We start from the raw sequence: 20,879 nt of genomic DNA, 5'->3' as shown, positions 1-20,879 counted from the left end.
ACGCGCTCCCGCTTTCTGCGACACGAATTGTCATCTTGGCTTCATTTATGGTTAAAACAGCCGATACCCCGGACGACCACCAGTCAGGGACTAGCGATACAGCGGGACAATAATGAAACAGACAATAGCCAACCTCTCTATACTGCAGCGGGTCTACCTTGGATTTGCCATCCTGGTACTCGTGATGCTCGCCTCCTCGGCGCTCACCTTCAGCAGTCAAAACCAGCTCAAGCAGGCGCTCACCCAGGTGACGGAGCAATCCATGCCTCTGGTATTGGCCAGCAGCCAGACGCAAGTCGCCCTGCTCTCGGCCAACAAGTGGCTGGCTGATGCCTTAACCGAGCAGGATGTCAAACAACTCGACGGCGAAATCACCCACCTGCGTCAAGGGCTGGACGCCGTCACGGCCGCCCTCAGCACGCTGGATCAAGCCGCCGCCGCCCACGCACAACTGGCCGCACCACTGACCCAGCTCAAAGAGCAGCTCACCGCCTACCAGGCCCTCACCGCCAGCCTGCCCGACGCTCACCGCAGTGTGCTCGAGCGGCTGGCTAAGGTGAACCGTGCCAAGGGACAGTTCCAGGTCACCCTCCCCCAGTTCAAGAAGAACCTGGCCGACATGATGCTGATGGTTGACGACAGCTTCATTAAGATGCTGGCCGAGAAGCTCACCACCCAGCTCGCCACCATCGAGCTCTCAACCATGGATGCCCTCAACCAGACCACCGCCGCCCCCATTGAGGCCGCCCTTCGACGCAATGCGATGCAGATCGACGGCTTCAACGGCACGGTCAAGGATCTTCAAGGGGAGCTGCCCAACTTCGACAACGACGTCGGCCACCATGTGCGTGCCTTCGTGCGTGACACCACCGGCACGAGTGGCGTGTTAATGCAATACCTGGCCTTGATGCGCGAGCAGTCGACGATGCAGCAAAAACGCCGCGAAGCCGGTGAGCTGGTGGGCAACATCCAGGCCACTTTGGCGCAGGTCAACGCCCAAAGCGAGCAGATCATGGCCGGCAGCATCGCCGCCGCCGATGGGGTGCTGGTACAAAGCCGACTGCTGCAAGGGCTGGCCATCGCCGTCGCCATCGCCCTCTCACTGCTGGTGGCATGGGGCCTTGGCAAGGCGATCCGCCGTCCGCTGCAAGAGCTGCTGCGCGTCCTCGGCGCCGTCACCCAGGGCGACATGACTGAGCGGGTAGCATTTCGCAGCCAGAACGAGTTTGGCCAACTGGCGCGCCAAGTGAACCTGCTGATCACCCAGATGGCCGAGGTGCTCGAGCAGCTCTCCCTTGCCTCAAACCAGTTGACCAAGGCGGCGCACGGCAACCGCTACACCGCCGAGAAGGTACGTGGCGAGCTGGAACTTCAGCGCGCCGAAACCGCCTCGGTGGCCGCCGCCATGACCGAGATGGAGGCTTCGGTGCGCGAGGTGGCCCAGGCCGCTCACCTGAGCCTGGAGCAGGTGCAAGAGGTCGAACAAGCCGCCCGGATCGGGCGCGAGGTGATGGCAGGCAACATCTCTACCACCCACCAACTGGCTGACAAGCTGCACCACACTGCTCAGGTGATCCAGGATGTCAGCGTCATGAGCAACAAGATTGGCAACATCCTCGAGGTCATCCGCGGCATCGCCGAGCAGACCAACCTGCTGGCCCTCAATGCCGCCATCGAGGCGGCGCGGGCCGGGGATCAGGGACGCGGTTTTGCGGTGGTGGCCGACGAGGTGCGCGGGCTGGCCTCACGCACCAGCGACTCCACCAGCGAGATCCACACCATGATCGCCGACCTGCAACAGGCGGTCTCCCGTGCGGTCAAGGTGATGGATGAGTGCTCGAGCGAGATGGAGGCGAGCGTACAGCAGAGCTCGGATGCCAATGGCGCCATGGAGGAGATCCAAGGCATCGTCACCCAGATCAACGACATGTCGAGCCAGATCGCCGCTGCCGCCGAGCAGCAGCAGGCCACCAGTGCCGACATTGCCACCAACTTGCATCGCATCTCCGATATCTCGGATCGCAACTATCAGGGCATCGAGCAGGTTGCCAACACCAGCCAGCAGCTCGACCACCTGGCCGAGCAGCAGCAGACGCTGGTGCAACGATTCCGCCTCACCGCCTGACCCCTTCGAGCCCCGCCCCTGCGGGGCTCTGTTTTCATGGCCTCGCCTTGACGGCGTTTTGCCACCATCTATAGTCTTGATTCTGTGCGTTTTATCAACACCAGCTCCGTCATGAAAGGATCTCGCACAGAGTGCCTGCCACGAACCTCTCACAGGGATGACCACTATGTTCGGAAAGAAGAAGCTGCTTGAAGAAAACGCCCACCTGCGCGCCGCCCTCCAACAACTCTCCAGTTTCCAATCCGCCATCGAGCACAAGGTGCCCTATATCCAGTTCACCCCGGAGGGGATCGTCACCTTCGCCAACGAGCTGTTTCTCAGCGTCACCGGCTACAGCCGTGACGAGGTACTGGGCCAGCACCACCGCATGCTCTGCTTCCCTCAAGATGTCCAACTGCCGGAGTACGAAGCCTTCTGGCGCGATCTGCGCGGCGGGCTGTTTCGCAGCGGGCGTTACATCCGCCGCAGTAAGCAGGGCCAGGCCATCTGGCTCGAGGCCACCTACTTCCCCATCATGCAGGAGGGGCAGGTAACGGCGATCGCCAAGATCGCCTCCGACGTCACCGCCGAGCAGACCAAAATAGATCGCACCCAGGCCCTGCTCGATGCGTTGGATCGCTCCCTGGCGGTGATCGATTTTCTGCCCGACGGTGAAATCACCCATGCCAACGATAACTTCCTGCACTGCTTTGGCTACTCCCTGGCCGAGATCCAGGGGCAGCACCACCGCCTCTTCTGCGAGCCCGCCTTCTACCAGCAAAACCCCACCTTCTGGCAGGATCTGGGCTCAGGCAAACTCAAGAGCGGCCTGTTCATGCGTATCGATAAGTTCGGCCGCAAGATCTGGCTGGAGGCCACCTACAACCCCATCTTCAACCACGAGGGCAAGGTGGTGAAGATCATCAAGTTGGCCAGCAACATCACGGAGCGGGTCGAAAAGAGCCTCACCATCCGCGAAGCGGCGCAGAAGGCGTGCCATATCGCCACCGAGACGGTCACCTCGGCCAACCGGGGCCGAAAGCTGATCGATGCCTTCTTGACCACCTCGGGGGAGATCAACGACTCGGTACAGAGCGTCTCTCATCAAATAGACCAGCTCAACGCCCAGTCGAGCAACATAGAGGCGATCATCTCCACCATCAGCAGCATCGCCGATCAGACCAACCTGTTGGCCCTCAACGCCGCCATTGAGGCGGCCCGCGCCGGCGAGCAGGGACGCGGCTTTGCCGTGGTGGCCGACGAGGTGCGCCAGCTAGCGGCCCGCACCTCCTCCTCCACCGAGGAGATCACCGGGGTCATCAAGAAAAACTCTGCCATCGCCAGCCAGATCACCCGCACCGTTGCCACCGTGTCGGATCACACCGAGTCCGGCAAGCAGCAGATCAACACCATCTCGGCGGTGATCGAGGAGATCATACAAGACGCAAGCGACGTCTCGGAAACGGTGCAGAGCCTCTCTTTGTGACCCGCAATAACAAGCAATAACAAAAGGGGGGCTTAAAGCCCCCCTCTTCATCTCCCGCTCTGTCAGTCCAGCAGATGCCCCGCCTTGATCACCTGCTGATACCAAAAGAAGCTCTCCTTGCGAATGCGGCGCAAAGAGCCCCCCTGCTCGTCCCTGTCCACATAGACAAAGCCGTAGCGCTTCTGGTAGCCGTTGAGCCAGCTCAGGATATCGGTAAACGACCAGGCGCAGTATCCGAGCAGCTCGACCCCGTCCTGCATCGCCTGCTGGCAGGCGTGCAGGTGACTCTTGAGATAGGCGATGCGGTAGTCATCGTGCACCTGATCGCCTTCCCCCAGTTGATCAAACTCCCCCAGGCCGTTTTCGGTGATCATCAGCGGCAGGGCGTAGCGCGAGGCGAGCCGACGCAGGGCGATGCGCATACCAGTCGAGTCGATGGCCCAGTCCCAGTTGCTGGTCTCCAGATGCGGGTTGGGAACGGTTTTATAAAGGCCAGGAATACCGCTCGAGGGGGTGGTGCCCTTCTTGCCGGTGGTGTTGATGCGCGCCAGACCCTGCCCACCCAGCGGGTTATCGGTGAAGGTCAGGGTGTAGTAGTAGTTAACGCCGATGTAATCGGGCTTGCCCTCGGCCAGCAGCGCCATATCGCCCGGCAGGATCTCCGGCGCCTCGCCCTGCTCGCGCAGCCAGTTAAGCGCCGCCAGCGGGTAGCGGCCGAGGCAGTAGGCATCGAGCCACCAGTAGTTGGTCAGCTCCTCGGCATTTTCAAAGGCGAGCATGTCGCTCGGCGCACTCGAGGCCGGATAGGCGGGTGAATAGGCAAAGCTCGGGCCAATCAGGCCATGTGGCACATGCTGGCGGAACGCCTTAATGGCCCGAGCGTTGGCCAAGAAGGCGATGTGGTTGGCGGCAAAGAAGCGCTTTCTGTCCTGCACGGCAGGGGGATGGGTGCCGAGCTGGTAGGCGTTGGTCAGGTTGTAGTTCTGCTCGTTGAGCGACACCCAGTATTTCACCTTGCCGGCAAAGCGCTGATAGAGCGTCACACAGTAGTGCTCAAAATCATCGATGATGCGCCGGCTTTCCCAGCCACCGTACTCATCTTGCAGCGCCTGGGGCATGTCCCAGTGATAGAGCGTCAGCACCGGCTCGATGCCGCGTGCCAGCAGGGCGTCGATGAGCCGCTCGTAGAAGGCAAGCCCCGCCTCGTTAGGTGTGCCGCGCCCGCTCGGGAAGATGCGCGGCCAGCTCACCGAGAAGCGGTAAGCCTTGAGCCCCATCTCGGCCATCAGGGCCACGTCCTCTTCCATGCGGTGGTAGTGATCCACCGCCACGTCGCCGTTGCTCCCCTCAAAGGTGGTGCCGGGGATCTTGGTGAAGGTGTCCCACACCGACGGCCCCTTGCCGTCGACGTTCCAGGCTCCCTCGACCTGATAAGCGGCAGAAGCGGCGCCCCACAGGAATGCCTGCGGGAAAGGCTTGAGTTGGGCATGGTGCATGGTCAGCTCCTCATGAAATGGCAACAGGGCGCCCGCTTGGGGCCACCGGACTTGGCCCTAGCATCGCCTGCGCTTACAATTCCGTCTAATGACAAATTTTGCATTTTAAAATTCCTAGGAGGAATGATGGAGCTGCGCGATCTCAACGCGTTCACCACCCTGGCCGAGGTGCTGCACTTTGGCCAAGCGGCGGCGCGCCAGCACGTCACCCAATCGGCCCTCAGCAAGCAGATAAGACGCCTTGAAGCGACGCTCGGCGGCCCCCTGTTTGAACGCAGTGCCAGCGCTACCCGCCTCACCGCCCTCGGCCACGCTCTGCTGGGCGAGGCGCAGGAGATAGTGCGCCGCTGCGAGCAGTTGCCACATACCGCCCAAGGCGTACTGGCCGGCGCCCAAGGCACACTACGAGTGGGGTTTGGCGTGGCGACCCGCATCCTGGTGCCCGCCGCCATCGCCCGCTTTCGCGCCGAGCGCCCGGCGGTGCAGGTGGAGCTCTGCGATCTCTCGACCCACCACCAGATCCTGGCCCTCGCCGAGGGGCGCCTCGATCTCGGTTTTTGCCGCCTGCCCGCCCCCAAAGGCTGGTATGCCCAGCCGGTACTGCGCGCCCACTTCGTGGCGGTGCTGCCGGCAGCCTACCCCGATCTGGCGGGCATCAAGTCATTGCTAGCCTACCCGCTCGCCATCCTGCGCCGCGACAAGGCCCCCTCGTTTCACGATCACCTGATGAACTACCTGGCCCAGAGCGGCCTGCGTCCAGGAACGCTGCAATACGTCGGTGACTTCGCTGCCGGCATCGCCAGCGCCGCGGCCGGCATCGCCTGGACCATCATCCCCTCCTCCACCACGGTCGATCACCCGGCGGTGAAGACGCAGCCCCTGCTCGATCCCGAGGCAAGCTGGCTCATTGGCCTGGTCTGCCCCAACCCACCGGCCACCCCGCAGGTGCAGGCCTTTTGTGAGATCATCGCCGAGTTGAGTGAGCCGGCGTGAGCGCCTGCCACAGCCGGGCCCATCATGGTGACAGCACCAACCTGTCTTTGCTCGCGAGCCCGGCGATCGCCTCTTTTCACGTTCAACCCGACACCATGAGCAAGCCACAGACGACAAGGGCAGCCTCTGGCTGCCCTTGTCGTCTAAATGTCCACCCACCTGGGGCTAATCCATCGCTTCGAGTGACTGAGGCATCCGCAAAGCCCGACCATGCATCAGGCACCCCACCACCTTGGCACGCGCCCCTTTAAGCACATTAGCCAGCGTTTGACGGGAGACCCCCATCTGGCGCGCCGCCTCCTGCTGTTGCAACCCCTCCAGATCGACCAGCCGCAGCGCCTCAAACTCGTCGGCAGCCAGTACCACGGACTCGCACTCAACCAGTGGCTTACCATTGGGTTTAAAACAAGAGACCGCCGGGTGGCCGCAAATATGGCGCGGGATCTTGGGTCTTGGCATACATACCTCACAGCAGAATCAAAACCGGGCCAGCCTAACAGGCCCGCTTGAGGGTGTCACGACCACCCGATTGTGGTGGCCGGCGCTTCTCGCTTCAGTAGGAAGCGGTATCAATAAAAAGAGGCGCCTCAATCATGGAGCGCCTCTTTTATCCACCAACACCAACGGCTTATTGCTTGACGCAGAGCACCATAGGTAACACTTTGGAGCCAAACATCAGGTACTCCTCTTTTTCATCGATCTGGATAGGGATATCGCGATAGAGTCCAAGTACCTTATACATCTTCGCAACCTGCTCATTGGACGCCGTATCACGCATCATTTTATTGGTCTCTGTCATATCAAAATAATATTGGTTTGAACGCTGGTGCTTGTAGTTGAAATAGACATGACGATAGACATCACTGGTGTCTGCCCCATCCTTTAGAGAGCCAGACAAATAAGCCATAGCCCGGCCGTCACGTTTCAGAAAAAAGATCACCTGCGTCGTGAATGAAAATCCATTTTCCCCAAATTCATCTTGATAACTGAGCTTGGCTTCACACTGTGCTAACCTGAATGAGAGAAAGATCCAGAGCACAATTCCAGAAAAAATTCCAGAGAAAAATGGGTAATCATTATCCCATCAGGGAAAATGAAAATTCCCCCTCATCAATATCAAAAATAAGCGATCACCAACGTGCCGCTACCGGAGAAAGCGCCTGTCGTGGTAGGAGTGCCGGCCAGCGTCACTCCGACAGAGACCTGGTTGCCCCCCTTAACACCATTAATCACCGGTTTGTTCGTAATGGATTCACCATTGAGTGTGACATTCGCATTGATGCCCGAATCGGTATGAATGACGGATCCGCCAGTGACCATTCGCATCGTAAAATTGAGCTCACTGGTGCAATATATATTCACATTTTTTGTCATGGACTTTCCATTTACATGGTGAGAGACGAGATAACCGAAGTTAAAGTCCAAGTCAGTATTTTCCATTGAGCAATACTGCCCCGCAGGAGGGGGGCTAATACAATCCCCATACATGATATATGGATCACCTCCCCAGGCACTCCCCCACCCTTCATAATGCGAGCCACCGACAAAAAAACACTGATATGAGGGCATCCATGCAGAGTAACTTCCGCCAATCAACTGCGTCAGTTGCTGAGAGACTGTTGTTAATTTTCTTGATGTATCAATAACTATATTTTTAATCAGGTTAGTTGTACCCACTTTAAGATTTCCTATTATTCCCCCATACGCGGAACTAGAAATCTGATTAGGGCGATAACCCACTTGGGTAAGGGCCTCTTTATAGGTGATATCGTCAGGCCAACTAGGGGCATTGAAGGTGTGCGACTTGAAATAGATGGTGGTTTCCCCCCACATAGCGGGATCGACCTCAATGTGCGAGATCACTGGCCACTGGTAAACCAGCGCCTTGGCCACAGGGGTGATAGCCAGCAACATGGCTAGCAATAACGTCTTTCTCATGTTCGTTATCTCTTATTGATATTCGGCCCTGAGGGTGGCCCTGGCGCTGAACTCCCCTGTCTCTAGCGCACTCTCTACGCTCTGGATGTCATGCACCAAGACGGCCTCCAACTTAGGCGGGGTGTCGCGCGCTATCTCAACCTTCTGCTCCAGCGGGAAGGGCTGGCCATTGAGCTCAAGACGCACCCCAAGTGCACTCTGCTCGGTTGCCACCGTCGCCTTGAGCGGATCAAACCCCGCCGGCGTGCCACGCCACGAGAGCAGCAGCTGCCATGGCTGGGTGTTCTCGTCACACTCTAGGTGGATGTCGACGCTCTGCCGGTAGAGGCCACTGGCGACCTTCTTGATCCCGACCCGCGGACCGAAATCGACCTTGATCACCCCTTCACTGCCGAGGGTACAGGGGGGCGGCTCCACCAGGGTGCCCTTGAACTCGAGATTGGATGGCTCGTCCGCCGCCACCGTACCGGCCACCAGCAAGATGGCGAGGATTGCAAGTCGCATGGCGACCTCCTTTGACATTACGCGAAACGAGCCGGCGGCTAGTGATAGTCGACAACCAGAGAGGCCAGCGCCCGAAAGGTGCCGCCTGACAAGGTACTGCCCTCTCTTTTGATAGGCACGGCCGCTATCTCTGGCGCCTTGGGGTAAGTAAAGGGCACCGACTGCCCCAACTGATAGCGGGCCCCATCGACATAGAGGGCGATGCCGAGATCCGTCACTCCGCTGTTGAGCGCATTGGCATCAAAGGCCGCGCCGCTGCCTGAGATGCTCAGCTCCTGATTCACGGTGAGCGCCGCAGAACAATCCAGCGAGATGGGCACGACCATCTTGTAATGTTCGCCATCGACCCGGGTGGTCAACACTTCATCACCAAAGTCCACCACTATGGTCTCGTTGTTGTTGATGACACACAGTGGGGCCTCAATCAGGGAGCCATGAAAGTTGATGTCGTTGGGGGCTGCCTGTAGCGGCGCTATCGCACCCAACAGCGCCCCGATGAGTAGCCAATCGCTTATCCGCACTGCAACCTCGCCGCCGTTTTTCTCGTTCATTGATATCCAAACACCATGGTACCGCTGCCCTTGAAGCTCCCTTCCGAGAGCTGCTCCGGCTTGCCCGCAATCGGCACGGCATATAAGCGTGGGCTATCCCCATAGGTAAAATTGAGCGTTTCACCGACCCGCAGTGGTGCGTCATCATGAAACAGCTGGATCCCCAGCTCTTGCATATCGGTTTTTAATATTCCTGAACCAAACGCTGCCGTTTCACCACGAATGCTGAGCGACAGATAGGGCTGGGCTAACCCGTTACAACGCAGGTCATAGACGATCTCGCGCCTCTGGTAGGCCACCCCATCAAGCTTGCGGATCATGATCCGATCGCCGAAGTCGACATCCACCTCTTCCCCACTATTGACGGTGCAATCCGGGGTATCGACGATGACGCCCGATACGTTCAGATTGAGGTTGCCCCCAGCCGCAGGCACGGCCAGCGCCACCATGGGCCACAGTAAGACCCCAGCGGCAGCGAGGGTGATGAGGCCCTGGGGTAACCTCCGAGTCAAACGGCCATTATTCATCCAGCATGACCACCTTAACCTTGCCCAGCTCCTCGCTCACCCGGCACGTTTTCCCGTCACATGAGAAGAGCAAGGCGCGCTGACTGCCGAAATCGTTGAGATAGACCAGCGTGGGGGAGCCCCCCATCTCAGAGGCCAGCACCGACAGGTTATCCGTGCTCTTTGGCGGCACCATGACCGGAGTGAAGCGCTTGATAGCCCGGTTACCGGCGTCTCTCGCTTCGACAAACGAGAAGTGATAAGGCGTCGGATTGTGGATCGCATAGCCATCCCCCTGCCGGGTGAGCGTGATCTCCCGCGCACCGGGTAACAGGACAGTGTTGCTCTCCACCGCAATCCCCTTGGGCCGGTAGAAGACCTTGATACGGCTTTGCAACGCCAGGCTAAAGACGTTGGGTTGGTCACTCTTGGGCGGGATCTCCCGCAGGTTGAAAAAGAGCACGCTCTCCCGATCCTGCGGCAAGGCGGTGATGTTCGGCAGTGGCTGTAGCCTGACCTTGGTCTTGGCCCCCGCCTCCACACGCTGCAACGGCGGTAATACCGCGATGTAGTGGTTGGATTTTGCCTCATTGATATCTTCCATCCATGCCTGGGCCAGGTAGGGGGCATGTTGGTTGCGGTTCTCGACATTGACGCTGATTGAGCGCTCACCCTCATTGAGGATCAGCCGCGAGCGATCGATAGTCAGTGCGGCGTTGGTCGAAGCGGCAAAGACCAGCAGCATACTCACCATACATTTATTCATATCCCCCCCATTCGCACGATGTGATAACACCCACTTACTCATATTCCAGCTCGAAGATAAGGGTGGAGATGAACTCCCCCTCCTTGACCTTCGAGAAATCCTGCGCCTGCAAATAAGCCTGATAACGCAGCAAGGTATCGCCCTCATTCAGACTCAGCGGTAAGGAGGCGCCCCCCGGCACTACAGGCTGGGCCTCGCTGTCTTCCAGGGCGATGGCCACGCCGGCCACCTCGCCGCCAATGGCAAAGGTGCCGGGCTGATCGCTGTCCTCTTCGCCACGAAAGGTCAGTTGCACGCTGTTGCCCAAGGTGAGGTCACACTCCGAGAGGTGGATTGAGAAGGGCTGTCCGACCGAGTGTGAATGATTGATAAAGGTTTTAGAGGCGATCGCCCCAAAATCCACGGTCTGATCTTCCGTATCCACGGTCAGCACACAGGGATCGGCCACCAAGGTGCCACCTATCTCCAGCTCGGCCTCTGCCGACATGACCTCTTGACAGAGCAACCCCAGCACCATCGCCACCTTGATGTACCGCCGCCTCATGATCGTGTCTCTCGCTTCACTTATTGCTCATCATGGAGCGCCGCGCGGCACACCCCGTTACGACACGGGAAACCCAATACCGGTTTACCCCCGAAGTCATCGATGGTGGTCAGGTAGGGCTCGGGATAGACCTCGCTCTGGATGAACTTGCTGCTCTTGGGCTCAATCATCACGGCCTTAAACCCCTTGGGAATGCTACTTTTTGGCGAACCGGTGATCCCCAAGATCGTCATGTAATAGGGGCTTGGGTTTTCCACCTTGTAACCGTTGGCGGCCGGATGCAGCACCAGCAGGTTATCCAACCGAGAGTATTTCTCAGGGATGATGCCGGCCGGACGATAAAAGAGTTTTATCTTGCTCTGCAGCGCCAACTGCATCACGTTGGGCTGTTCACTGCGCGGCGGGATCTCGCGCAGGCTGAAGTAGAACAGGCTCTCTCGGTCGGTCGGCAACCCGCTGATAGCATCGGTCACCGAGACCCGCACCACGCTCTTCTTTAGCGGCTCCAAGCGCTGCAAAGGAGGGGTCACCACCAGAGGAGAGTTGACCTTGTTGCCCTTGGCATCCTCCAACCAGGCCTGAGCCAGATAGGGTTTCTGAGAGCTGACATTAGCAATACTGAGGCTCACGCTCTTCTCGTTGCCAGGAAACACCACCCGGGTGCGATCGAGCGAGATCGCCGCCATCGCACTTTCGCCACACAGCAACGTGGCCGGTAACAGCATCCCCAGGATGCCCTTCTGTAATACGCTCATTTTCATCGTTATCACCATCACAACAGATCTACTGTACTGCTCGGCACGTCAGCGCCACCTCAAGCTGCTCACTGCTATCGGGCACCTCGGTAAGGCACCGACCGCTGCTGCCCCAGACGAGTGTCAGCGTCTCACCCGGATTGATGCCGGAGAGCCACGCCACCCCCGCATCCCCCACCATGCCCACCTCACGCTGGCGTTCGTTGCGCACACTCGCCCCAAAAGGCGGAGGAGTCCCATCTTCACGGCTGAGGGTCGCCAGCATCTTCTGTCCCTTTAGGATCTCGAAATGGCGATAACCGATGGCCCCTTCCGTCAAGATCACTTCGGAAACCGGCGACCCCTCCACCTCGATATTGTCCGGCAGCCGATTGATGTCGATGCTCGTCGAACTGAGGGAATAGCTCGCATAACCTGGCTCGACCGCTACCCCCTGCTCATTGGTGACCTGGTTATGCCCGACCGGCACATCGGGCACCCCTTCCGTGGTGATCATCATGCGGGTGCCCCCATTGCTGCCGGACGGGTGCAGGGCGGCCCCCTCGGCCGTCATCGTCATGCCGCCGTTCAAAGAGAGGCCGGCCGACGTATACTGCTCCTGGCTCCAGCTCAGGCTGGCGGTCACGTCGGCCATGCTGCCATTGCGGGTGTAGTAGCCGCTGAACTGGCTGGATACCCTACCGCCATCCGAACTCTCGCCTGCGGTCAGGCGATAGGTATCCCCTTCATCCAACCGTTCATACCAACTGACGCTGTGGCTATTGCTGCCGCCGTTGAAGTTGCCGTTGTAGCTGAGCGTTCCCTGCCCCAGCGGCATGCTGGCCGTCAGATAGAAGGTGTTTTCCTTGCGGCCGTTGTACTCGCTCTGGGCCGCACTCAGGGTCGCCGAGATGCTGTGATAGCTGCCGATATCTAGGTATTTGCTCGCCGAGAGGCTGTACTGGTTGCTCGCGCTGGTGTCCCAATAGGTCTGGTGTGTCCAGTTGATGTAGGCCGAGATCCGCTGCTCGGGAAAGCTCTTGCTGGCCGTGACCGTGTAGAGCTCCTTGCTGTTTTTAAACACCCCCTCGTTTTCCCGGGCCGAGAGGAAATCCGACATGGAGAGGTAGTCCCGCTCCGAGAAACGGTAGCCGGCGAAGGTCACCTCACTGTCCATCTCATCGAAGCGCTTCGAATAGCTGAGACGATAAGAGCGCCCCCTCTTTTTCTCCTGCTCTGTCAGGTTGGCCTGCGCCTGGGTGACGTCGACTGAGAGGGTGCCCAGCGCGTTCAAGTCGCGACCGACCCCCAGGGCCAGACTGTGATAATCCTCCGACAGGATCCCCCCGCCGTAGAGAGACCAGGCATTGCTGATCCCCCATGACATCTCCCCCGTCGCAAACAGGGGGCCATTCAGATGGTGCTGATAGTCACTCGGCTTGCCGGCCGCCAGTTTGTAGCGGATCTGACCTGGGCGAGTCAGGTAAGGCACGGTCGCCGTATTGATCTGGAACTCTTGCAGCGAACCATCTTCCTCCTCCACCCTCACATCCAACTGACCGTTAACGGCGCTATTGAGCTCTTGAATACGAAACGGCCCGGCGGCCACCATGGTCTGATAAATCACCCGCCCCTGTTGGCTGATGATCACCTTGGCATTGGTCTTGGCTATCCCGCTCACTTCGGGGGCGTAGCCACGCAGACTCGGGGGGAGCTGCTGCTCGTCACTGGCCAGCACAGCGCCGGTGTAGCGCCATGCATCGAAGATATTGGAGGAGTAGTAATCCTCCCCCATCGTCAGCTTGGCCATCAGTTCGGGTAACGCCCGATAGGCATAAATCCGCGTCCAGTCGAAGGCATCCTGGCGGCCGGCCTCACCCGAGGAGTGAGCGTAGTTCCCCTGGTAATCGGCCCGCAGCCGCCACGGGCCAACGTTCGCCCCGGCGACACCGCTCACCGTGGCATTTTGGTTGGTGTTACCGCGGTACTGGTCGGTCATGCTCAGGTTCAGGTTATAGTCGAGCAAGAGACCAGACACCCCCTCTTCCCAGTGGGAGGGGGGCAGCCAGGAGGGATCGCGGTATTCAAGCCACGCTTGGGGTATTGATACCTTGAGCTCGGATTCGGAGAGATCGCCACGTAAGGTCACCCCATCGAGCGATGAGAAATCGCCGCAAGAGGCATCCTCATCAAACGTCACTAACGCCAGCGCCTCTGGTCGCAGTCCCAGCAACTCAACCTGATCCTTGCTCAGACAGACCACCACCTCAGGCTCACCTTGCTGTTCACGTTCGCGAAAAATCACCTCCTGCTCGGAGAGATAACGATCATTGAGCTTCAGCGTCAGGGAGTAATGACCCGGCATGATGTAGCCAGCTTGAGAAAACTGAGACAGATCGATATTTTCCCGATCCTCAGAATCCAGAATATCAGTATTAAACTCCACCGCTTTTGCTATGCCTGAGCCGGCAAGCACGAGTGCAGCAATCAATTGCCAATAACGCATAGCTAAAAACCTGCCAAACCCAAGCCGACCTCTCCACACGAACCGCAATGACCTTATTGGTATGTCATCGTCAGGCGAATAGCGCCCTGCCAATCAGCGCGCTGTGATCTCTCTTCTTTCTGGATGAGCCGCATTCGGTAATGCAGCTCCATCAACGCTTCGTCAAACGTATTGGCAAAGAGCACCATGCCGGGGGTCACTTCATCCCCGGCGGCATCTTGGATCTGCATCGCCAACCCGCTCTCTCCCCCCGCTATCGCAAAGAGATGAATGTTGTTCTCAACACGTTCACCATCCAGTTGCATATGGATGGATCGCCACTGACGGTCATCGTGTAATCGGCAATTGATCAGCCGGATCCTCAGCGGATAAAATTCATCCGTTTTCAGGCTGCCTGTATGAGTTGCCTCTGGCTCGGAAAAGGTCTGCCATACATCCTCATCATGAATTGCGCAGGCGGACTCCTGAATTTGACTGCCAACCCCCTCTTTCCAGCGATCCATCGCCGAAGCGCTCTCCGGCAAGCTGGAATAACAGCCGATAATGGCCAACAGCAAAAAACGGAAATAGATCATCTTGAGCTCGAAAAAATGAACCCAGACAGTGCTGGGTCCATTCTTATTCATACAAAGGGAGACTTATTCGTATGCCAGAGTGAAATCGGTCACAGCGTAAAAATCACCGCTTTTCAGCTTGTCGTTGTCACCCAGCCCTTCCAGATAGGCGGAGAAATTCAGGGTGTTGTTACCGTCGATCAGCTCACGACCTGCGGAGGCTTGACCCAGGGTCAGGCGCTGACCAGAGCCGTCGGTGATGGCCACACCGGCGCCTGCGGCAGTACCGGTAATACCCAGCAGCTTGTTATCGCTACCTACGGCAGCAGCACCGCCGAAGGTCACGCTCACTTCGCTACCGCGATCGATAGAGCAGTTTTCCAGGGCGATTTCGAAGTTGCGCGGGGTGGAGGTACCGGCATCTTCCAGCTCGTGCATTGCGATTTGGCCCAGGTTAACTTCCTGATCAGACGATTCCGGGCTGATGGAGCAAGCCGCATTGATGATGGAGCCGGTGAAGGTGACGCGACCGCTACCCTGATCAGCCGCAGCGTGAACACCGGTAGTAACGCTCATCACCAGGAGAGCCACAGATGCAATTTTTTTCATGGGTAATCCTATTTCAATTCAGTTAAACGTTATTTGATTGATGATTCCCTTCACTCACCACTACGACAATGATGAATAACGCCTCTGCATATCCGCGATGATCTATAAACATCAAAAAATGAGCGTAAAAACTCATCCGGGAATAAAACATTTACTCCCAGAGAGAGATGGACGGCGCGTTATTTAATGTTTATAAGAAACAATCATCTATATACAACACTAAAGATGGAGGCCAAAACTACAACAACCACTAACATGCAGGCAAAAAGCATCATCCGTTGATGTGGGCTAGTATAAAGATGCGTGAGAGCGAGAAAACCCTCAAATGACAAAACAGAGCCATCTTTATAGAGTTTAAGTCATTTTAGGAATGAACCACCAAAAATTTAATGAAAATTAAATTAAAATTCTTTAATTTTAAACATTTAAAGCAAAAATAGCCTTACCGTTATCGAGCGCCCTGCTTTTCACTACCACATAAAAGACCAAAAGGACGATCAATACCCAGGAATCATCAGGTCACATCCACTGTGATTCATAGCAAAAAGCCGCATTATGAACACACCATTTCCCGTATATTGAAATATCCTCAAGGGAATTACGCTCTGAAAAGCTGCGTCGACAATGAACAAAAAACCATAAATCCTATTCACGACCAATTTCACAACCTGCTGGTTACCTATGATGATAGGACGTCAATAATAGGCTGGCAGCCCTTTCCTTTACCAATAGGCCGCAGAGCAGTACCCACGTCATAGGCAGATGGCAATAAGCCGTATCAACATGAATGACTATATGACCAGCCCTCGCCCATATGACCAAGAAAATATGACTCCTCTTTTCCCCGCAGCCTCCACGCGCATATTTTACGCCGAGTACACTGGCATGCTGCCGCGCAACGACGGCTCTCGCGAGTCTAAAGGGATTTTCTAAACGCGGTATGGCAACCACAAGGGCGTGTGGTGACGTTCCGGCAATACCAGATGCCGTGGGGAGTGAGCCAAAGGTTTATCAGGAGCGCCTGCTCGTCCACAGGAAGTGGATGACCAGAGAGCATAGGGGAGTTAAGAGATTGATATTCCAGAAATGGAGGCGGCCCCACCAGCCACATCCCGGCACTCGAGTCCCCCGCCTTGGCTGCTTCCTTCCGGACCTGACCAGGTAGACGAGTTATCGATGCGAGAGGACCAATGGGGCCACCATCGAACGCTGTGCAGTCTAACAGAGCAGGCTTCCAATGCAACGGCTTTCTGCCCTAACACGGCGTGTTTGCCTGCTTTTTCAACACGTTGTCAGCTAAAGAGCATGAACTTGGTACCCACAGCCAAGAGTAAACAAGCAAACGCCTGCTTGAGCCGCTTAGGGGACAGGTGGTGCGCCAGCCGGGCGCCGTAACGGGCGAACTGGGTACTGGTGAGCACGATCCCCAGCAGCGCCGGCAGATAGACATACCCCAGCGACCACTCGGGCAGGCCCGCCTCTCCCCAACCGGCATAGAGATAGGAGAGGCTGCCCGCCAAGGCAATCGGCAGGCTGCAAGCGGCCGAGACCGCCACGGCCCGGTTCATCGGCACGCTGCACCAAGAGAGATAGGGCACGGTCAGCGAGCCACCACCAATACCGAACAGGGCCGACATCCAGCCTATCACCACACCGGCAATACCATTACCGGCAGGCCCCGGCAGGTACCTTCCTGCCTTGGGTTGCAGCGAGAGCCCCATCTGTAGCGCCATGGCCCAGGCGAACGAGCCGATGATGATATTAAGAGTGCTGGCCGAGAGCTGGCTGGCCGTCATCCCACCTAGCCAGCCCCCCACCAGCATGCCGACAGCGAGCTGGCGGATCAGGGGCCAGTCGACCACCCCTCTTTGTTGGTGTACCCGCAGGGAGCTGATGCCGGTGAAGATCATGGTGATCATGGAGGTGCCGAGCGCCAAGTGGGTGACGATGTCAGGGGCGATCCCTTGGGCATGGAACGAGGCCACCAGCACCGGCACTATGATGAGCCCCCCACCGATGCCAAAGAGACCCGCCAGCAGACCGGCACAGGCACCGAGCAGCAGGTATCCCAGAAAGAGCATGTGAAATCCTTGCGACAGAAAGCAAACGGGATGGCCTAAGCCATCCCGTCATTGTGCCCGTTAATGCAGGGGAATGGTACCGTCAAGCACCTTGTAGAGCGCCAGCACGGCAAAGCCGAGCAGGGCCACCGTCATTCCCTGCTCGAGGCGGTTCATGCCACGCAGGCCATGATGTTGACGCGCCTTCCAATAGATGAAGACCCCCGGGCTGTAGAGCAGTGCCACCAGCAGCAAGTACTCAATCCCGGCCGCATAGACCAGCCAGCAGCCATAGCCGGTGGCGATGAGAGAAAGCAGAATGTCGCGCTTGCGCTGATGGGGCTGCGCCTCATAGGTCTGGCCCGACAGCGCCAGCTTGAGGCCATAAGCACCGGAGAAGACATAAGGCACCAGGGCAGCGGCGGTGGCGATATTCACCAGCGCCAGATAGGTCGAGCTCTGGAAATAGATGATGATGAGAAACGTCTGCACCAGGGCCGCCGAGCACCACAGCGACACCTGGGGTGAGCCATTCTTGTTCTCCTTGGAGAACCAGGCCGGGAACACGCCGGTCTTGCCCGCAATATAGGGCACTTCCGCCGCCAGCACGGTCCAGCTCAGCAGGGCCCCCATCACGGAGATCACCAGGCCGATATTGATAAGCCAAGCGCCCCAAGGGCCAACCACCTTCTCGAGGATGAGGGCCGTGGAGGGGTTCTTGAGCGCGGCCACTTCCGGCTGGCTCATCACACCGAGGGTGAACAGGGTCACCATGACGTAGAGGGCCAGGGCGCCGAGCAGCGCCAGCACGGTGGCGCGCCCCACGTCACGACGGTGACGCGCACGGGCCGAGACCACCACCGCCCCCTCGATACCGATGAAGACCCACAGGGTCACCTTCATGGTCGACTTGACCTGATCGAGCACAGAGCCGAGTTCAGGGGTCTGCTGGCCCCAGATATCCAGCGTGAAGGTATCGAGGTGGAAGGCAAGCAGGATGGCCACGCAGAACACGATGAGCGGCACCATCTTGGCGATGGTGGTCACCACGTTGACCATGGCCGCCATCTTGATCCCCTTGAGCACCAAGGCATTGACCGACCAGATCAACAAGGAGGCGAGCGTAATGGCCAGTGGCGTATTGCCATCGCCAAACAGCACCCGCTCCGGGGTATCGAAGAAGTAGCTCAGTGCGCTGAACACCACCACGGCATAGGAGACGTTGGCCAGCAACTGACAGATCCAGTAACCCCAGGCGGCGTTAAAACCGATGAAGTCACCAAATCCCGCCTTGGCGTAACTGAAGATGCCACCATCGAGATCCGGGCGGCGCATCGAGAGCGACTGATAGACCAGCGCCAGGCAGATCATACCCAGCCCGGTAATGAGCCAACCGATGGCGATGGCACCGACCCCGGCATGGGAGGCGATATTTTGCGGCAGACTGAAGACCCCCGCACCGACCATGGAGCCGATAACGAGCGAGATGAGGGCGCCGAGCCCTAACTTATTGTCCATCTCTGTCCTGTTGCGTGAAGCGGCAGCGACTGATTTTCCCTATTCAATCCACTCGCACCCGTGACACAAGCCCCGCTCCGGGGGCCCTGAAAAAGGCGGCAACTATATTGCATGATTATTCCTACCGCAATGGCCGCTCACACAAATATCGGTTGCCTTGACCGGGCGCAATTTTACAGGAGTGAAGTGGGAGTCCTGTGACAGGGGTCAAATTCAAAAAGATCCCGTGATTTTTCACCATCTTGGCATTCATTCATCCATACAGAGATAGGCCCGCAGCATCCCCATGCTTGCGGGCCTGTGGCCGCCATTCACAGGCGCAGGCCGCCGTCTATCTCGATCATCCGCCCCGAAAGGTAGTCATTGTGGAAGATAAAACGCACCGTCTCGGCCAGCTGCGCCGCTTCACCGAGCTGACCGACCGGGATGGCTTGGCGCATCCGCTCCATCGCCTCGGGCTTCATCGCCGCCGTCATGTCGGTGGCAAACACGCCGGGGGCGATCCCCATCACCCGAATACCGTATCGTGACAGCTCCCGCGCCCAGGTCACCACCAGCGCCGCCACCCCGGCCTTGCTGGCGGCGTAGTTGCTCTGGCCCATGTTGCCAGCGCGGGCGATGGAGGAGACGTTAATAATCACCCCCTCCCCCGTCTCGCTCATCAGCACAGCCGCCTCGCGCCCGCACAGGAAGGTACCGGTGAGATTGACATCGATCACCGCCTGCCACTGGGCGAGCGACAACTTGTCGATGAGCTGGCCGTCGCGGCGCTTGATGAGCAGACCGTCGCGCAGTATGCCGGCGCAACTCACCAGGCCGTGCAGTTGACCATAATGCTGGCGAATGCGGGTAAAGGCCGCCTCGACCTCCCCCTCGTCAGCCACGTTACAGGGCAGCAGCAGGCACTCACCTCCGCGGCTCTCGACCTCGGCCTGGGTCACCTCGAGATCGTTGCGATTGATGTCGATCAGCACCAAGCGTGCCCCTTCGGCCACCAGCATCAGGGCCACCGCCCGTCCCAGCCCCCGGCCCGCCCCGGTCACGGCGATCACCTTGTGCGCAATGTTCATCCCTTGCCTCCTTCGATCTGACCGCCATACAACTGCTGGATGCTGGAAAAATCGAGCGCCTCAAAGCCCCCTTGGGCGTGCAGCAGAAACAGGCTGCGAGCCAGGGCGCCGAGCGGCACCGGGCTCTTGGCGTGCTCGGCCAGCGCCATGGCCAGCCCCAGATCCTTGACCATGAGGCGGGTCATGAAGCCCCCTTGATAACCACGCGAGGCCGGGGCGTTCTCCATCACCCCAGGCCAGGGGTTGTAGCGCTCAAGACTCCAGTTATTGCCCGAACTCTTGCCCATGATGGCCGAGAGCACCGCCGGATCGAGCCCCTCGCGCACCCCGAGGGCGAGCGCCTCGGCGGTGCCCGCCATGTGGATAGCGAGCAGCATGTTGTTGCACATCTTGGCGATCTGCCCCGCCCCGAGCGGCCCGGCGTGCAACAGGCTCTGCCCCATGGGGGCGAGCACGGCCTTCGCGGCCTCCACGTCGGTAGCCTCCCCGCCCATGATGAAGGTCAGCGTACCGGCGCGGGCCCCCGCCGTACCGCCCGAGACCGGTGCATCGACAAAGCGCAGCCCGCGTTCGCGCGCCGCCTCCCCCACGGCGCGGGCCGAGGCGACGTCGATGGTGGAGCAATCGATCACCAGCGCCCCGGCCGGCATGGCCGAGAGCCGCGCCTGCTCAAGCCAGAGGCCACGAACATGCTCACCGGCCGGCAGCATGGAGATGGCCGCCGCGCAGCCATCGAGCGCCGAGGCGGCATCCACAGCCCCATGGCAGCCAGCGGCGACCGCCTCATCGATGTGAGCCCTCACCAGATCAAACACCCACACCTCATGGCCGGCCCTGGCCAGGTTGGCCGCCATCGGCCCGCCCATGTTGCCCAGCCCGATGAATCCTATTTTCATGGCCTCCTCCTTATTCCCACACACCTGTGCCCACAGCCGGTCGT

Annotated in this window: 20 protein-coding genes and 1 other RNA gene; 3 read left to right on the top strand and 18 right to left on the bottom strand. The window is 58.8% G+C overall.

What is annotated here, in order from left to right; genetic code table 11:
- Positions 1-112: 112 nt before the first annotated feature.
- Both FE240_RS06975 and FE240_RS19045 read left to right on the top strand, forming a co-directional pair.
- Positions 113-2,125 carry a methyl-accepting chemotaxis protein gene (locus tag FE240_RS06975; RefSeq protein ID WP_193003926.1) on the top strand — a complete coding sequence of 671 codons (2,013 nt, stop codon included), beginning with the start codon at positions 113-115 and terminating at the stop codon, positions 2,123-2,125.
- Between the two features lie 166 nt (positions 2,126-2,291).
- On the top strand, positions 2,292-3,590 hold the full coding sequence (locus FE240_RS19045; protein WP_319016752.1) for a methyl-accepting chemotaxis protein: 1,299 nt from the start codon (positions 2,292-2,294) through the stop codon (positions 3,588-3,590).
- A gap of 62 nt (positions 3,591-3,652) precedes the next feature.
- Here the strand turns inward: FE240_RS19045 and FE240_RS06965 are convergent, their stop codons facing one another.
- Entirely contained in the window at positions 3,653-5,086 is a 1,434-nt protein-coding gene (locus tag FE240_RS06965) for a glycoside hydrolase family 1 protein (RefSeq protein WP_193003924.1), read from the bottom strand.
- A 126-nt stretch (positions 5,087-5,212) separates the two neighbouring features.
- On the opposite strand from FE240_RS06965, the gene FE240_RS06960 reads away from it, so the two are divergent.
- On the top strand, positions 5,213-6,079 hold the full coding sequence (locus tag FE240_RS06960) for a LysR family transcriptional regulator (protein WP_193004481.1): 867 nt from the start codon (positions 5,213-5,215) through the stop codon (positions 6,077-6,079).
- 165 nt (positions 6,080-6,244) lie between these two features.
- On the opposite strand, the gene FE240_RS06955 is transcribed toward FE240_RS06960, so the two are convergent.
- The 17 genes from FE240_RS06955 to mmsB all read right to left on the bottom strand — a co-directional run bounded on the left by FE240_RS06955 (position 6,245) and on the right by mmsB (position 20,835).
- On the bottom strand, positions 6,245-6,538 hold the full coding sequence (locus FE240_RS06955; RefSeq protein WP_193003923.1) for a DUF134 domain-containing protein: 294 nt from the start codon (positions 6,536-6,538) through the stop codon (positions 6,245-6,247).
- A gap of 169 nt (positions 6,539-6,707) precedes the next feature.
- Complete coding sequence (locus tag FE240_RS06950; protein WP_193003922.1) at positions 6,708-7,118, bottom strand: hypothetical protein; 411 nt, start codon at positions 7,116-7,118, stop codon at positions 6,708-6,710.
- A gap of 77 nt (positions 7,119-7,195) precedes the next feature.
- Positions 7,196-8,017 carry an MrpH family fimbial adhesin gene (locus FE240_RS06945; protein WP_193003921.1) on the bottom strand — a complete coding sequence of 274 codons (822 nt, stop codon included), beginning with the start codon at positions 8,015-8,017 and terminating at the stop codon, positions 7,196-7,198.
- 12 nt (positions 8,018-8,029) lie between these two features.
- The gene (locus tag FE240_RS06940; protein ID WP_226799044.1) at positions 8,030-8,521 is read right to left on the bottom strand and encodes a fimbrial protein; all 492 of its coding nucleotides are present in this window, start codon (positions 8,519-8,521) and stop codon (positions 8,030-8,032) included.
- Between the two features lie 38 nt (positions 8,522-8,559).
- Positions 8,560-9,072, bottom strand: coding sequence for a fimbrial protein (locus FE240_RS06935; protein ID WP_193003920.1), 513 nt, complete (start codon positions 9,070-9,072; stop codon positions 8,560-8,562).
- Entirely contained in the window at positions 9,069-9,599 is a 531-nt protein-coding gene (locus tag FE240_RS06930; protein WP_193003919.1) for a fimbrial protein, read from the bottom strand. The genes FE240_RS06935 and FE240_RS06930 overlap by 4 nt, the downstream gene beginning before the upstream one ends.
- The gene (locus FE240_RS06925) at positions 9,592-10,344 is read right to left on the bottom strand and encodes a fimbria/pilus periplasmic chaperone (protein WP_193003918.1); all 753 of its coding nucleotides are present in this window, start codon (positions 10,342-10,344) and stop codon (positions 9,592-9,594) included. Before FE240_RS06925 ends, FE240_RS06930 begins: the two co-directional genes overlap by 8 nt.
- 34 nt (positions 10,345-10,378) lie before the next feature.
- Positions 10,379-10,888 (bottom strand): fimbrial protein, encoded by a 510-nt coding sequence (locus FE240_RS06920; protein ID WP_193003917.1) that lies wholly within the window; start codon positions 10,886-10,888, stop codon positions 10,379-10,381.
- Positions 10,889-10,908: 20 nt separating this feature from the next.
- On the bottom strand, positions 10,909-11,649 hold the full coding sequence (locus tag FE240_RS06915) for a fimbrial biogenesis chaperone (protein ID WP_226799042.1): 741 nt from the start codon (positions 11,647-11,649) through the stop codon (positions 10,909-10,911).
- Positions 11,650-11,671: 22 nt separating this feature from the next.
- Entirely contained in the window at positions 11,672-14,068 is a 2,397-nt protein-coding gene (locus FE240_RS06910) for a fimbria/pilus outer membrane usher protein (RefSeq protein WP_226799040.1), read from the bottom strand.
- Positions 14,069-14,181: 113 nt separating this feature from the next.
- Entirely contained in the window at positions 14,182-14,703 is a 522-nt protein-coding gene (locus FE240_RS06905) for a fimbrial protein (protein WP_193003915.1), read from the bottom strand.
- A 63-nt stretch (positions 14,704-14,766) separates the two neighbouring features.
- Positions 14,767-15,291 carry a fimbrial protein gene (locus FE240_RS06900; RefSeq protein ID WP_193003914.1) on the bottom strand — a complete coding sequence of 175 codons (525 nt, stop codon included), beginning with the start codon at positions 15,289-15,291 and terminating at the stop codon, positions 14,767-14,769.
- Positions 15,292-16,387: 1,096 nt separating this feature from the next.
- Positions 16,388-16,484, bottom strand: an RNA gene (gene ffs / locus FE240_RS06895) — signal recognition particle sRNA small type.
- Between the two features lie 99 nt (positions 16,485-16,583).
- Positions 16,584-17,372: a sulfite exporter TauE/SafE family protein gene (locus tag FE240_RS06890; protein ID WP_193003913.1), complete on the bottom strand. Its 789-nt coding sequence runs from the start codon at positions 17,370-17,372 to the stop codon at positions 16,584-16,586.
- A 60-nt stretch (positions 17,373-17,432) separates the two neighbouring features.
- A complete protein-coding gene (locus FE240_RS06885) occupies positions 17,433-18,869 on the bottom strand; it encodes a basic amino acid/polyamine antiporter (protein ID WP_193003912.1) in 1,437 nt (478 codons plus the stop codon).
- A 311-nt stretch (positions 18,870-19,180) separates the two neighbouring features.
- Positions 19,181-19,939: an SDR family oxidoreductase gene (locus tag FE240_RS06880; RefSeq protein ID WP_193003911.1), complete on the bottom strand. Its 759-nt coding sequence runs from the start codon at positions 19,937-19,939 to the stop codon at positions 19,181-19,183.
- Positions 19,936-20,835, bottom strand: coding sequence for a 3-hydroxyisobutyrate dehydrogenase (mmsB, locus tag FE240_RS06875; protein WP_193003910.1), 900 nt, complete (start codon positions 20,833-20,835; stop codon positions 19,936-19,938). The genes FE240_RS06880 and mmsB overlap by 4 nt, the downstream gene beginning before the upstream one ends.
- Between the last annotated feature and the right edge of the window lie 44 nt (positions 20,836-20,879).

The sequence above is a fragment of the Aeromonas simiae genome, from assembly GCF_014892695.1.
GTDB classification, from domain to species: domain Bacteria; phylum Pseudomonadota; class Gammaproteobacteria; order Enterobacterales; family Aeromonadaceae; genus Aeromonas; species Aeromonas simiae.
The sequence above is the reverse complement of the archived record's forward strand: the minus strand, read 5'-3'. Positions and strand labels throughout refer to the sequence as shown.